This is a genomic window from Nostoc sp. 2RC (assembly GCF_014222165.1).
In the GTDB taxonomy this organism is placed as follows: domain Bacteria; phylum Cyanobacteriota; class Cyanobacteriia; order Cyanobacteriales; family Nostocaceae; genus Nostoc; species Nostoc linckia.
In genome coordinates this window covers 15,032-29,014 of sequence record NZ_JACKZU010000011.1, presented here as the reverse complement: position 1 = coordinate 29,014, position 13,983 = coordinate 15,032, and the positions used below count along the sequence as shown (strand labels likewise).

12 protein-coding genes are annotated in these 13,983 nt (G+C 38.5%); 3 read left to right on the top strand and 9 right to left on the bottom strand.

Translation table 11 applies throughout. The features are described 5' to 3' along the window. Positions 1-150: 150 nt before the first annotated feature. Together GNE10_RS02920 and GNE10_RS02915 are read left to right on the top strand one after the other, a co-directional pair. Positions 151-1,899, top strand: coding sequence for an AarF/ABC1/UbiB kinase family protein (locus tag GNE10_RS02920; RefSeq protein ID WP_185563572.1), 1,749 nt, complete (start codon positions 151-153; stop codon positions 1,897-1,899). Between the two features lie 132 nt (positions 1,900-2,031). Next, positions 2,032-2,406 carry a hypothetical protein gene (locus GNE10_RS02915; RefSeq protein ID WP_185563571.1) on the top strand — a complete coding sequence of 125 codons (375 nt, stop codon included), beginning with the start codon at positions 2,032-2,034 and terminating at the stop codon, positions 2,404-2,406. Positions 2,407-2,646: 240 nt separating this feature from the next. Here GNE10_RS02915 and GNE10_RS02910 read toward each other — a convergent pair whose 3' ends face one another. The 9 genes from GNE10_RS02910 to GNE10_RS02870 form a co-directional block, all read right to left on the bottom strand. Further along, positions 2,647-3,675, bottom strand: coding sequence for an Npun_R2821/Npun_R2822 family protein (locus GNE10_RS02910; RefSeq protein WP_185563570.1), 1,029 nt, complete (start codon positions 3,673-3,675; stop codon positions 2,647-2,649). A gap of 16 nt (positions 3,676-3,691) precedes the next feature. Continuing rightward, entirely contained in the window at positions 3,692-4,582 is an 891-nt protein-coding gene (locus GNE10_RS02905) for an Npun_R2821/Npun_R2822 family protein (protein ID WP_185563569.1), read from the bottom strand. Positions 4,583-4,585: 3 nt separating this feature from the next. After that, positions 4,586-5,566: an Npun_R2821/Npun_R2822 family protein gene (locus GNE10_RS02900; protein WP_185563568.1), complete on the bottom strand. Its 981-nt coding sequence runs from the start codon at positions 5,564-5,566 to the stop codon at positions 4,586-4,588. 3 nt (positions 5,567-5,569) lie between these two features. Next, positions 5,570-6,526, bottom strand: a complete 957-nt coding sequence (locus GNE10_RS02895) for a glycosyltransferase family 10 domain-containing protein (RefSeq protein WP_185563567.1) — start codon at positions 6,524-6,526, stop codon at positions 5,570-5,572. Between the two features lie 83 nt (positions 6,527-6,609). Beyond that, the gene (locus tag GNE10_RS02890; RefSeq protein ID WP_185563566.1) at positions 6,610-7,008 is read right to left on the bottom strand and encodes a four helix bundle protein; all 399 of its coding nucleotides are present in this window, start codon (positions 7,006-7,008) and stop codon (positions 6,610-6,612) included. A gap of 72 nt (positions 7,009-7,080) precedes the next feature. Next, a complete protein-coding gene (locus tag GNE10_RS02885; RefSeq protein WP_185563586.1) occupies positions 7,081-8,292 on the bottom strand; it encodes a glycosyltransferase family 4 protein in 1,212 nt (403 codons plus the stop codon). A gap of 4 nt (positions 8,293-8,296) precedes the next feature. Then, on the bottom strand, positions 8,297-10,546 hold the full coding sequence (locus GNE10_RS02880; protein ID WP_185563565.1) for an ABC transporter ATP-binding protein: 2,250 nt from the start codon (positions 10,544-10,546) through the stop codon (positions 8,297-8,299). A gap of 22 nt (positions 10,547-10,568) precedes the next feature. Then, on the bottom strand, positions 10,569-11,732 hold the full coding sequence (locus tag GNE10_RS02875; RefSeq protein WP_185563564.1) for a glycosyltransferase family 4 protein: 1,164 nt from the start codon (positions 11,730-11,732) through the stop codon (positions 10,569-10,571). An 86-nt stretch (positions 11,733-11,818) separates the two neighbouring features. Continuing rightward, positions 11,819-12,661, bottom strand: coding sequence for a hypothetical protein (locus GNE10_RS02870; protein WP_185563563.1), 843 nt, complete (start codon positions 12,659-12,661; stop codon positions 11,819-11,821). Between the two features lie 393 nt (positions 12,662-13,054). Here GNE10_RS02870 and gloB point away from each other — a divergent pair, with 393 nt between their 5' ends. Next, on the top strand, positions 13,055-13,828 hold the full coding sequence (gene gloB, locus GNE10_RS02865; RefSeq protein WP_185563562.1) for a hydroxyacylglutathione hydrolase: 774 nt from the start codon (positions 13,055-13,057) through the stop codon (positions 13,826-13,828). Positions 13,829-13,983 lie beyond the last annotated feature (155 nt).

Genomic DNA, 13,983 nt, shown 5'->3' with positions numbered 1-13,983 from the left:
AAATTTGCCTCGAACGGCATCCGAAAAGGGTAAAGTTCTGATTGTTTTAGATAAAAGACTATTCCTATCCTGTACGTGCAACTAAGTTGCAGTTCAGGAAACAAGGCAGCAAAAGTGTAAATTTCAACAGTTGAAGAGGCAAACAAAGCCGTGGGTCAGTATCAACCTGCTCAGCTAAAAGGCTACAATCCAGAAGCGATCGCTCGCTACTACCGTTACCGTCCCTGGCTAGCTTGGGGGCGACTGGTGAGAATTCTCTGGTCTTTTGCAGGATTTATACTAAATATTAAGTTGGATGAATGGCGAGATCGAGTAGAGCAAAACAAAGTAAAACGAGCTGTAGAGCTGCGAAAACTCCTCACAAATCTGGGGCCGACTTTTATTAAAGTTGGTCAAGCCCTTTCTACAAGACCAGACCTAATACGCAAAGATTTTTTAGAAGAACTGGTGAAGTTGCAAGACCAGTTACCACCGTTCGATAATGCCATTGCTTATCAAATTATCGAAACCGAACTAGACCGCCCAATTCACGAAAGTTTTAGCGAACTGTCAGCGACGCCGGTAGCTGCGGCTAGCTTGGGTCAAGTATATCGCGGTCGTTTGATCACTGGGGAAGAAGTGGCAGTGAAAGTGCAACGCCCCAACTTGCGCCCCGTTCTGACACGCGACTTATATTTGATGCGCTGGGCGGCGGGTTGGCTAGCCCCTTGGTTACCTCTGAATCTCGGTCACGACCTGACTTTAATTGTGGACGAGTTCGGCACCAAGTTATTTGAAGAAATTGACTATATTAATGAAGGTCGCAACGCCGAAAAATTTGCTAGTAATTTCCACAACGATCCCCAGGTGAAAGTTCCCAGCATTTACTGGCGTTACACCAACACCCACGTTTTAACCCTGGAATGGATTAACGGCTTCAAGCTAACAGATACCCAACGCATCCGGGAAGCAGGTTTAGACCCAGAAGCCATCATTCAAATTGGCGTCACCTCAGGTTTGCAACAGTTATTAGAACATGGCTTCTTCCATGCAGACCCCCATCCTGGTAATTTGTTTGCCATGCCCGATGGTAGGATGGCTTACATAGACTTTGGCATGATGGATCAGTTGGAAGAAACCACCAAAGAAACCCTAGTGGATGCCTTAGTGCATTTGGTGAATAAAGACTACACCGATTTAGCCGAAGACTTTGTAAACTTGGGTTTCCTGACGCCAGACACAAACATTTGCCCAATTGTACCTGCATTAGAAGCAGTGTTGGGAAATGCCATCGGTAAAAACGTCGGCGATTTTAACTTCAAAACCATCACCGATGAATTTTCGGAACTGATGTATGAATATCCTTTCCGAGTTCCGGCGAAGTTTGCTTTAATTATTCGTTCCTTGGTGACTCAGGAAGGTATTGCCTTGAGTCTCAACCCGAATTTTAAAATTGTTGAGGTGGGTTATCCATATATAGCACGGCGATTGCTGACAGGAGAATCAGCAGCATTGCGGCGACGACTATTGAACGTGCTATTTAAAGATGGTAAATTCCAGTGGGAGCGGTTAGAAAATTTAATTGCGATCGCTCGTACCGATGGTAATTTTGATGTCGTACCCACAGCCCAAATGGGATTGCAATATTTAATGTCCGAAGAAGGCAAATTTCTGCGGCGACAGTTGGTCATTGCTCTCACCGAAGATGACAGACTGCACACCGAAGAAGTCCAACGCCTATGGAACCTGGTTAAAGACGACTTAAAACCGAATCGTTTATTCAATGTAGCCATCGGTATTTTGACAGAATTATCCAGAGAAGGTGCAGCTGCGATATTACCAAAAGCGACATTTCTTGGGTCTTTTGTCGGAAACCAGCCGGTTCAGAATTCAGGAGTCAGAATTCAGAATTCAGAATGATTTCTGTATTATCACTCGCTGATGTAACTTACTTCTACATCAGAGAATAACTGAGTTTGAGTCACCCATTAATTCATTCTGATTCCTGAATTCACCAATTTTGAATTCTTCTTTTTATAACCAGGAGTTTCCATGTACTATTTCCCCTTGCAACCGCCTTATTTTCTGTTAGTTGTAGGCTTTTTTGCTGCCTTAACCTCTGGTATTGCATTATCTGGAACATTAAAAGTAATTGTACAGAAATGGCCAAGGGAACGCTCAGAAAATACTAAGCCAAATTCCTCATTAAAACAATTATTTGTGCCATTTCTCGGCATCACTGCTGGTATTTGTTTATTTATGTCTTCAGGGTTAGAAATATTTGGTTTTCCCACTTTGCTAGCGTTAGGAGTTGGTTTACCAATCAGTTTGCTAACCTGTTTATTAGTGTGGTTGCAGTTGGGAAGTATGCTCAACTTTGCCCAAAGTAGAGGAATGCAATCTCTAGATTTAGATGCTGAAGGGTGATGTAGTAGTCTGTCCCATTAATTTTGTAATAAAAAAATGTTCGTAGTAAGGACTTTAGTCCTTGATTTTTAATCACTAAAGTCCTTACTACGAACCCATACAAATGTACAAATAATTTGGGATAATTTATTTTCTGGAAGTCCTTAAGAGAACGAACCGCACAGTTACAACCATAGCTCAAGAAGAAAAAAATGAGGGAGAATAACTCTTAACTCCACATTTATCAGTCAACAGTCATCTCTATTTAGTAATTTTATCTTTAAAATTGCGATAATTTAACTTAAAATTGTTGATTTTTTGTTGAATAAAACTGGTGGTAGATTTTTGCAGAACCGTTAACTTGCTGGGGCGCGTAAAGGTTTGGGGGCGTTTTTCAGGCGATTTTAAATAGCGATAGTGTAAGAAAACGTCGCGGTAGGGAATATCAACATCTTCTCCTGCACAAAGGCGAGTAAAATCTGATGAAGATACACTCATATAGTGAAGATATGTAATGGGTGTTTCCTCAGCGTAAAGAATATTATCTACAACATTAAATTTAGAAGCCCAATGGCAACCTGTAGCGCCTTCATAATTGGCATAGTTGTAGTAAGAAATTCCACTTTTTAAAACTAAATAATTAAGAACTGTTTGGTCGGAATCTGCCCATGCTAGGGCATCGGCTTCACCCGCTTCTAAACTAGTTAAAAAATTTGCTAAAGTAGCATCATCAAAAATATGTTTTTTAGAAGCAAACCAACCAGAACAAAAAATGCGGCCGCTAATATTTTCTTGGTGAAAAATTTGTTGTAATTTATCTTCTGTCCAGTCAAAAATATACTTCAAATCTGATTTATATTGAAAGTCGTTTGTTATCCAATCATATTTATCTAATTTTTCATAAACATCATCTAGTGGTTTCATTAATAGAGTATCGCCATCAAAGAAAATAAACTTGTCAAATGGGCCATCTAAACAACAAAGTTTTCTATGTCTTTCTATGCGAAAATTCTCTGCTAAACCATATTCTCTCCACAGTTTTAATGCTCTGGGATGAGCTTTCCAAATACGAGTACCAAATTCTTCCCAGCGAGCTATTGAAGCATCATCTTCAAATAAAGTGACATTATCCCTAGTTGCTATCTCTGCTTTTACTTTGTCTAGCCGATTATTATATGGAATTACGCAAACAGGAATTTTTCTACCAGCATTTGCTTCGATACTGTTGAGCAAAGCAATTAGTTGGTCATATACTACATCATTGGCTAGGGTATAAATACCATCAATCATTGGGGTACTCCTCATATTAAGTGCGGCTAGCAACAAAGGGAAATAAACGGCGAGTTAATTTTGGAAGAAAAGCAAACTTACCCTCGTGAAGATAGCGATAGTGTTCCCACAATTCCCAATAAGGACTACCGACTTTAATGCGTGTCCCCGCCCAATGCAGATATTTTAGTCGTTGTCCCCTGTCATAGAGGGCGTAGCCTTGCTGTTGGAAATTTCGCGAACCCGCCCAACTACCGGGGCCTCCCCCAGGAATTTTAACGAGATTTCCACGTTTAGCAATGAGTTTGAGAACTAAATAATTTAAAATTGGTTGGTCTGTAACTCCTTCGGAAAAATCAAAATATTCGCGATGGGCTGCACATTGGCGCAAAGTTTCATCCATTTGTTGTTCGGTAATTGTTCCTTTTTTAGCAGCCCAAAAACCGCTGTTGAAAACATCTTCTAGTTGAGCATCTGAAAAAATTTGCTGTTGTTTTACCAATGGCGAAAAAATATTTCGTAACTTGTCATTGGCGTAATGATAATCACAACAGAAGAAATCCACTTCTGCAAGTTTATCTAAATTGTCAGCAATTTTTTCAAAAACGACAATATCAGTATCGATATAAATAAACTCATCTAAAGGGCCAAACCACGCCACTAATTTACGCATTTTATTTGGTAAGGCGAGGAAATCTCGGTCAAAAATTTCGCCAATGCGTTGGGTAAATTTATCAATGAAATCTAAATCTGGGAAAATTTGCACGTTGTGTAAGGTTGCAAGTTGCTCTGCTACCTTGTGATAATTTTCGTTAAAAGGTATGAGATAAATTGTGACTTCTGGGTCATAGTAACGAATACTATTGAGTAAGGCGATGGCATTATCCATCACTCTGTCATTGGCAACAATATAAATTCCCCTGCTCATAAATTATCCTTGCTTGATTAACTTCAGTTTTCGTAACGCTCTGGTAAATAAATTTGGTGTGGGAGCTTCATTATAATTCTTCGGAGGAGTTGTAAATGCTGGGCGCTTTTCTGGTTCGTGTAAATAACGATAATGTAGAAATAAATCTCGATAGGCAAAGTCAATATTTTCTCCAGCACACACCGCTTGGGTGAGATTCGGAGGAATACCAATATAATGAATGTAAGTTAGGGGATTGCCTTTGTCATATAAAATATGTTCTCGTTCTTCAAAGTGTTTTGAAGTGGCAGAACATCCTGTTTTGAGATTATCTGGTAGTTCGCGAGCAAAGTTATAAGTAGAAAGCTTAGACCTCATTACCATGTAATTGAGCAGTGGTTGTTCCCCAGCACCTTCATATAAAATTTCTGCTTCACCATTTTGTAAATTAGATATCAGTGAATTTCTTTGTTCTGTATCAAATATTCCCCGCTTTGAACCGTAAAAACCAGAACAAAATATTTCTGTATCTATGCGCTTTTGTGCAAACACTTCTAGTAATTTAGGAGATTTAACATTGTAGATTTTACTAACGTCTTTAAATTGAAAATCGTAAACCACAAAATCATGGTTATCTAACTTTTCAAACACCGCATCAAGTGAATTCATCACCAAGGTGTCTGCATCTAAATAAATAAATTTATCGAAGGGGCCATCGAAGGCACAAAAACGACGATGAGCGCCATAAAGGCGGAATTTACTACGATTTAATCGTTCTGGTGCTGCTGAGAACATAAATTGATCCCAGCGTTCGATTGATTCTTGGTTATCGTAAATAAATACATTGGGCCGATTAACTATTTCCTCGGCAATTCGCTGTGTTCTATCATCGAAAGGATAGATACAAACTGGAGTTTCTTTACCCAAAATTACATCAATACTGTTGAGTAAAGCTATTAGTTGATCGAAAACATAATCATTAGCTAGGGTACAGATACCATTCATAATTTATGAGTGTTGAACAACAAAGTCTGACAACCAGTTAAGCAGATTTAATTTGTGTAAAATGATTTGACGTGCTTCAGCGATCGCATCTTTAGCCTGATACCATGCATCGGGTGTTGCTGTGACTTCTTGGATATAAGCAATGCCTTTTTCATCTAAACTAGGCAATCTTAAAAAACTACCCGGTGGCAATAATTTATCCGCAGCCGGGCCGCCATAATAAATTGGCAAACACCAAGCAAGCAAACTATCCCAAAGTTTCTCACTGACATACCAATTATTATCAGCATAGTTTTCAATTGCTAAGTTGTAATAATATGGAGCCATCCCATACCATTTATTACCCAATTCCCCCGATTTTTTCGCCGATTGTGGTAAATTACGCCCATACAAATCAAACTTTATGCCACTAGATTGTAGAGATTGTAAAAAGTCTAAACGTTGGCGATGGTTGGCTGTGCGGTTAATTCCTGAAGTAATCCAACTACATGGCGCAACTTTTTGCGGAGGTGGCATTTCATTCAAATCTTGAAATGTGTTTGAGTGATACCAAATAGCAGGCATATAATCGGGAGTAGGGGCAAAATCATCAGGGCCAGAAATGTAACTGCAATATTTATCGGCTACTTGATAATTCTTTTTAGTGATTTCTAAAACTTCATCTAAAGGCGGTTCTCTGAGTAAATAAATAATCCGTTCTTTGGGCACACCACGCAATAGAGAATCAACATTGACGACTGATTTTTGCTGGCGTTTGCGTAACTTATCTACCCAAGATTGTTGCGGCGTTGGTTGGGGAAAATCAAATTGATACATGAGCAGAAAATCTGGTTTGGGTGCTATTGCCTGCATTTGCATGTTGCCCCAAATTCCAAAGTGATGCGGGGTTTGTTGCCAAAGCCAATCGGCTCTAGTTTCTAAACCTCGATAACTGCTAATCATTCCTACTGTAATATTCATGTTAATAATTTGGATAGTGAAGAATTGAGACGCGGGGACACGGTGACGCGGGGACACGGAGAGCAAGAAAATAAAATTAGAGATTATGAAGTTTTAGACGAATGGGTGTTAATTGTCCATTGTTCAGGGTGTGAAATCATAGCTACTATTTGACTAAGTAATTCTTCACATTGCCTGTCTAAATCCAAAGCTTGCTCTTTGCTTAAATAACCACATCTGGTGGCAATCTCAATCCAAGTTTGAGTTTCAGCAGCTTCGGTTTCAGCATCACTCAGCTTACTGATAAATGCTGCTGGATACCTTCTTTTTCGCCAAGACTCAGAAATATTAGCTGCTACAGAACGAGAAGAACGTCTTATTTGATCTGTGAGTGAGTAGCGTTCTTCTATTGGAAAACTTTTAGTTAATTCAAAAATTGTCATTGCTACATTTATTGCATTTTTCCATACTCTTAACTCCTTAAATGAACGAATATTTCCCATTTCTAGATTTCCTCATCACTATCATTTCTTTTTCTTCTCTCCGCGTCCCCGCGTCTCCGTGTCTCCCTGTCTTTATTCAATAATTGGAGGACGTAGAGATTCATCAACGTAACTCAGAATTTTCTTTGCTCTCTTTTCCCAAGAAAATTGCTTGACAAATTCGATACTATCTGGATATCCTTCGATTTTTCGGGGATGAGTTTCTAAAACTTGCTTTAAACTTTCGGCAAATTTGTTGGGGTTATCCGGTTCGCACCATGCAGCGATCGCTTGGGTATTTTGAAATTCTGTTAATGATGGAATTTCTGTGGCGACAATGGGAGTTCCGGAGGCAAAATAGTCAAATAATTTTAAGGGAGATGTGAAAGTTGCGGCTTGTCCCGAACAATGAGGATGAGCTAAAACATCGGCTGCTTGTAGCAAAGATGCTAATTCGTGATGTAAGATATAGCCCAAAAATTTAATGTTGTAAATTTGTTTTTCTTTGGCTAATTGCTGATAATGTTCTACTTCTGTTGGCTTACCACCTGCACAAACAAATTGCACTTCTGGCATTTGTTGAGCTACATCAATTAATATATCAATACCTTTAAATTGCTGTATTGCTCCTGCATAAACTACCAATTTTTGATTGTCATTTCGTAATAATTTTTGACGCCATTCTGCTGCTTTTTCTGGTTGTCTTTCCATAAATAAATGATTAAAACCGTTGTGCAGCCTAATCACTTTTTCTGGCGGCATCCCATTTCTAATCATGCTTTCGCGGATAGTTTCTACAACTGTAACGGCAATTTGTAACAGGGGATTATTGACAATTTCTGGGTCAAATGGTTTTTCTTCGTGGTGGTGATGTTCGTAAATTGCCGGAATGCCATTTTTAATGGCAGCTTTGACAAAATTCCAGTTACGGCTGTGGACAAGTTTGGTAGTTGGAAGTATATGAAATGGTAAATAATATTTGCAGGCGATGGTGTTAGAATCTGTGAATTTACTGGGGAAATGGTCAATGGGCCAAGGCATGGGCAAGGGCGAGACTTTTAATTTGTCATGGAGGTTGTAATATTTAATTAGTTCTATTGGTGTTTTTTGCGGTTGAAAAGGACGCGCTAGATTCACTAATTTACTAGGATTTATTTTTTTATCAAGGTATACCAAAACTGTAGAATAACCCAAGTTAGCTGCGGCATTAGCAGCGTTTGTAGATTGCACTAAATGAGCTTCTGGCTTGGGCAATTCATCACCAATGAAGTAAATATAATGTTTTTTGTTATGGTAATTTTTCATCATTTTAATTACTAATACTTTCCTCGAATTTCTCTAAATTATTAATTAGATATATGGCAGATTCATAACTTTCTGAAAGAAATTGAATTTGTTCTTCTAAGCTGTAAAGTAAATTATCAGACAGCGAACGTAGAGAACTAAGAATAAGGTTCAAAGAAGTACGAAATTCGGCTGATATTTGATTAAAATTTTGATAATGGCTACTGATGACATTTTGATTTTGGTCTGAAATTGCAAGGATTTGTCCGCTAATTTGCGAGTTAATCACGTCATCAAAAACATCAATGGTGTTGAGAATTCTCCAAGCTGATTTATAAGAATCTTCGATTAATTCTTGCCGTTCTTGGGCATCATCTACCAAATCATCAAGTAATAAACGCAAAAATCCAATCATTGAGTTTAATTGCGTCCGAATTTCGTGAGAGATGCGGAGTAAACTTTGATTTGGTTTGGTAATCGTTTCAGGACGTTCGGCAAATTGCATTGAGTAGAGGCGTGAGTAGTAACCACCTTTTTGTAAAAGTTCTTCATGGTTTCCTACTTCTACTACTTGTCCTCGATCTAATACGGCAATTCGATCGGCTTTTTGGACTGTGGAAAGGCGGTGAGCAATTACTAATGTGGTACGATGGCGGCTGAGTTCATCTAGTGCAGTTTGTACTAAACGTTCGGAAACAGTGTCTAAGGCGCTGGTGGCTTCATCTAAAATCAAAATTTCCGGATTTTGCACTAAGGCGCGGGCGATGGCTAATCTTTGCCTTTGTCCGCCAGATAACATAACGCCGCGATCGCCAATTAAGGTATCGAATCCCTGGGGTAATTTGCTAATAAATTCATAAGCATTTGCTCGTTTGGTGGCTGTAAGAATTTCATCATCGGTAGCCTCAGGACACCCATAGGCGATGTTATTTTTTACCGAATCATTAAAAAGAAAGGTATCTTGACTGACAATTCCCATCCGCCGACGCAGGGATACCACATCAAATTCCCGTAAATCAACGCCGTCAATGGTAATAGCACCAGCAATGGGGTCGTAAAATCTCGGTAAAAGATCCGCTAAAGTTGATTTTCCCGCACCAGAACCGCCTACTAATGCTAAAGTCGTGCCACGCGGTAAATATAAATTCACATCTTTGAGGACTAACTTTTCATGGCCTGGGTAAGCAAAGCACAAAGAATTAAAAGATACTCCCTCTTGTAATTTTGTGTAGGGAAGCTTACCGTTGCCCATGAATGGCTTATTATTCAAACTTAAAAATTCATTTGTCACATCCACACTAGCGGCGGTGCTAGCAAAGTTACTGCGAATGGTATTTAGTTGAGAAAGTAATGGCAAAACTCGCAGCAACACTAATAAATATGTCAAAAGTACGGTAGAAAGGGAAGAAATTTGATTGGCAAAAAAGGTTTTACTCAAAATTACAATCATCAGCAAAGCCGTAATCCCCATTACCTCGCCTATGGGTGTGATTGCTTCTGAATTCACCTGAGATTGGAAATCTGCTTTTTCGCGATCGCGGATTAATTTTTGAATGCGTTGAAATTCTTTTTCTTCATTTCCTGTGGCTTTAACTAAGCGAATTCCGTTCAAAGTCTCCAGCACAGAAATTGAATATGCTTTTGACATTTCACTGAGCATCTTGCCGAAAATTTTAGAACGAGAAATTGCATACTGATTTACTAATGTCACTAAAGACAACAACAGTGTAGCTGCAATTGTCAACTGCCAAGAAATTGACAGTAATAAACCCACAAAAACTAAAATAGTGATTCCTAAAACCACTATTTTCACTATACTACCCAAAGCACTGGCAGCACGTCCAATTTCTCCACCAAGGCGATTGATTAAATCACCTACTTTAGTTTTCGCATAATAATCTATATCAATTTCTAGTAATATTTTTAATCCCGTTTCTCGCATATCCGCCGTCAATTTACGAGTTAGAGAACTCGACGCCAAGGCGCTAGCATAGGTAGCTAAATTTTTTAGAATAATTGTAAAGATAATTGCCCCAGCCATAATCCCTATGCGATAATTTTCTGGAGCATTATCAAAGGGAGATATCATCTTTCTCAAGATGGGAGGGGCAGTAGTTAAATCTACTTCTTGTCCGACAATTTTTAAAACCACAGGCACAATTAAAGCTGTGCTAATCCCATTAAATAAAGCTCCAGAAAATCCTAACAATATTGTCAACAGAATCAAACCTGGATATGGTTTTGCAAATCTTAGTAATAGTTTTCTGGTAGACATGGGGTATTTTAATTAATATGATTCATAACTTGGCAATTACTGACTTAAGTGTAGAAGCCATCGCCTCTATGCTATAGTGTTCCACACATCTTTGTCTTGCCTTAATACCTTGCTCATTTGCTGAATCTAAATTGTGAAAAATAAATTGAATTTTTTCAGCAAGTTGTTCGGGACAAGCAGGTTCAACTAAATAACCAGTATTAGCTACAATTTCGGGAATATCTCCAACACGTGTTGATAATACAGGTTTAGCCATTGCCATGCCATCTGTCAACTTCAAAGGAAATTGAGCGCGAGTTTCTGGGGTATCTCGCTGGGGAACAACTACAATGTGAGCAGCTGCTACTAAATCAGGCATAACATCAGCTGGATACTTTGGTAATTTGATAATCCAACGTCCCCATTGTTGTTGAAGTTGGCGATCGTAATCATCGTAAGGACTACCACCGACAATTACCAATCTCAAGTCTGGTTGATTAATTTTATCAAGGGCGGTGAGAACATCTTCTAAGCCTTTATAAGGTCTTGGCGCACCAGGAAACATTAAAATTCGATATTCGGATAAACCATAACGACTTCTACTTGATTCTGCATCATATTCAGTCGGGTTAAATAAAGAGGTATCTTTGCCATTGGGAACAAATGTACCGCCAAAACGTTGCTGCAAAAATTTAGTATGTACTGTTATAGCATCAGCTTGATTTATGAAACCTTCCATCCATTTCACATACAAAGGATGATGAGGATTTCTGAGTGCGCCGTCTGGCTTGAATAAATCTCTTACTAATTGTTTTGGTGCAGGATGATAACGCCAATCATCGCCACCATGCCAACTCATTTCCCAATCATCTATATCGAGAATCAATGGCTTATTGCTGAATATTTTCTTGAGTAAGCCAACCCCAAAACTCGCTATTTGGGGCTTGATAGCATAAATTATATCTCCACTAATTTTGGGTAAAAATTCGTGGATTTGTCCAAAGAATTCCGGAAGATTTTTACCGGGGAGATGATAAACTTTTAAATCTTGTGGTAAATTTCGATATAAATTATTTCCAAATAAAAACCCTAGAATTTCAATTTCATATCCTAAATTGATTAGGGCTGTTGCAAGCAAGTATGCACGTAAAATAGCTGCACTTGACAAATCTGAAACCAACAGGGATATTTTTGAAAAATTTTTCACTATTTTTGTACTTAATTTTTATCAACAAGAATTCAGGAGTCAGAATTCTAAATTCTGAATTCTGAATTCTGAATTCTGACTCCTTTTTATTTAATGCGCCAGGGATTTGTAACTTGATTCGGTAAAAATACTTTAGCTAATCTATCAAAAATCCTGGTGTATAACGAACGGGTAACATTTTTAGCGTACTGCGGTCGATAAGGATAGGTACAATGAAGTACTTTAATTTCATCCTCAACGTTATATGCATCCTGCCATTTGCTGAGATAATTATAGGTAGGTGGTAGTATTTTCATGTGGGGACGGACAGATGCGATCGCCGAAGCAAAAGCCCCTTGATCTTTTAAAAGCAATTTATCTTGGTTATTTTTGACAATTTCAAAATAATATTGAAATTTATCAAAAAATATCTGGTTAATTTCTGTTTTGCGAAAAGCTATAAAACCGCCATTATATTGGACGCTATCTGCTTGTAAAGGTAAGCCCACAGATTGCAAAATTGGTAAGACATTTGGTAAAAGTTCTTCCTGTTTGCCACGCAATAAATTTGTGGCTTTAGCAATAGCAGGTTGCACATCTTCAGTTAACAAGAAATCGTATTCATCCATATACTCAAATACGTCGTTGATATCGGAAAGCAAACAAATATCTGAGTCTAGGTAAATAGTTTTATCAAATTCCGAAGCATCATACAAAGCTAATTTTGCTTGTCTTGAGGCTAAAACAGTATTTTCATTCGTTGGTACAGGCTTTAAAATTACATTTTTGAAAGCCTTTAGCAAAGGATAAAGAACTGGTGGAACTTGGTCAATTAAAATAATTATTGGTTCCTGATGAAACTTTCTCACCGCAGCTAAGAAATGAATACAATCTTGAAAAGGGTAAAGCCCAGTTAAAATTGTAATAAATCCTCTAGTTTCTTTTGGCATAATGTGAATAAATAATTGTTATTTAGTCTGGGGTATGTCAGGAAAATTTTCTCTAAATTACTTGATAACTCAATATGATATAAGAGAGATTGATGAAATTTCACCTGGAAATTTTATTAATTTTAAGAACCAAAAATAATCAATTAAATCTAGCTTTTTGTTTGTAGATTTTCCCAGAGAAATTTTACTGATTAATTCATCCGAAGTTGACTTTATTTAAGTATAATTACCGTAAAAGCACGGTTGTATATTATCATAGTTAAAGTTGCACTAGAGCAATGTCAAATCAAGTATAAATACTCGAACTAACCGATGCAGGTAGCATTATTACTGAGTTAAATGTAGGATTGCTACTCAATACTAAACATTGATGTTGTAAGGGAGATAGAGCTAATGCAGGTAATTCGTCTGGAAGCACTCTCAGACAACTATATATTTTTGTTACACGACTCGAAACAAAACATCGCCGCCGTTGTCGATCCAGCACAAGCACAACCAGTATTAAAAAAACTTGCACAATTAAAAGCAGAATTGGTGGCTATTTTCAATACACACCACCATAACGACCATGTAGGCGGTAATAAGCGATTAATGGAACAATTCCCCCAATTAATAGTTTATGGGGGAGCCGAGGATCGTGGTAGAATTCCCGGACAACAGGTGTTTTTGCAAGAAGGCGATGGCGTGCAATTTGCAGAACGCACAGCTGAAGTCATCTTCGTTCCCGGACATACCCGCGCTCACATCGTTTATTACTTTCCCCCCGAAAATCCTGGCGAAACGGGCGAATTATTTTGTGGCGACACCTTATTTTCTGGAGGTTGCGGTAAATTATTTGAAGGAACGCCGACACAAATGGTGGAATCTTTAAGCAAAATTCGTTCGCTACCAGATGATACACGCGTTTGGTGCGCCCACGAATACACCCTCAGAAATTTGAAATTTGCTTTAAATCTCGATGGCGACAACACCGACTTACAACAGTACTTCGAGCAAGTCCAAGCTTATCGGAATCGAGGAGAAGCCACCGTACCCTCACTTTTAGGAGTCGAGAAACGCATCAATCCTTTTCTAGGCTGGGATCGCCCATCGTTACAATCAGCAGTTAATAGAAGGGATGCAGTGCAAACCTTTGCACGTATCCGGGAAATGAGGGATAACTTTTAAATGTTGGGCATTGGGCATTAAAAATGGGGAAAGGGAAAGGGGTAAGGGGAAAAGGTTAAATTTATCCCTTTACCCTTTACCCTTTACCCTTTAACCTTTTACCGTGCTTCATAGTCTCCCCATACGCCATACTTCAACTTTCTCACGAGAATAGT

Bases quoted from the DNA above. Each gene is read 5' to 3' on its own strand.
- GNE10_RS02880 (WP_185563565.1), bottom strand. From the start codon at position 10,546: ATGTCTACCAGAAAACTATTACTAAGATTTGCAAAACCATATCCAGGT.
- GNE10_RS02895 (WP_185563567.1), bottom strand. From the start codon at position 6,526: ATGAATATTACAGTAGGAATGATTAGCAGTTATCGAGGTTTAGAAACT.
- GNE10_RS02915 (WP_185563571.1), top strand. From the start codon at position 2,032: ATGTACTATTTCCCCTTGCAACCGCCTTATTTTCTGTTAGTTGTAGGC.
- GNE10_RS02910 (WP_185563570.1), bottom strand. From the start codon at position 3,675: ATGATTGATGGTATTTATACCCTAGCCAATGATGTAGTATATGACCAA.
- gloB (WP_185563562.1), top strand. From the start codon at position 13,055: ATGCAGGTAATTCGTCTGGAAGCACTCTCAGACAACTATATATTTTTG.
- GNE10_RS02905 (WP_185563569.1), bottom strand. From the start codon at position 4,582: ATGAGCAGGGGAATTTATATTGTTGCCAATGACAGAGTGATGGATAAT.
- GNE10_RS02900 (WP_185563568.1), bottom strand. From the start codon at position 5,566: ATGAATGGTATCTGTACCCTAGCTAATGATTATGTTTTCGATCAACTA.
- GNE10_RS02890 (WP_185563566.1), bottom strand. From the start codon at position 7,008: ATGGGAAATATTCGTTCATTTAAGGAGTTAAGAGTATGGAAAAATGCA.
- GNE10_RS02870 (WP_185563563.1), bottom strand. From the start codon at position 12,661: ATGCCAAAAGAAACTAGAGGATTTATTACAATTTTAACTGGGCTTTAC.
- GNE10_RS02885 (WP_185563586.1), bottom strand. From the start codon at position 8,292: ATGAAAAATTACCATAACAAAAAACATTATATTTACTTCATTGGTGAT.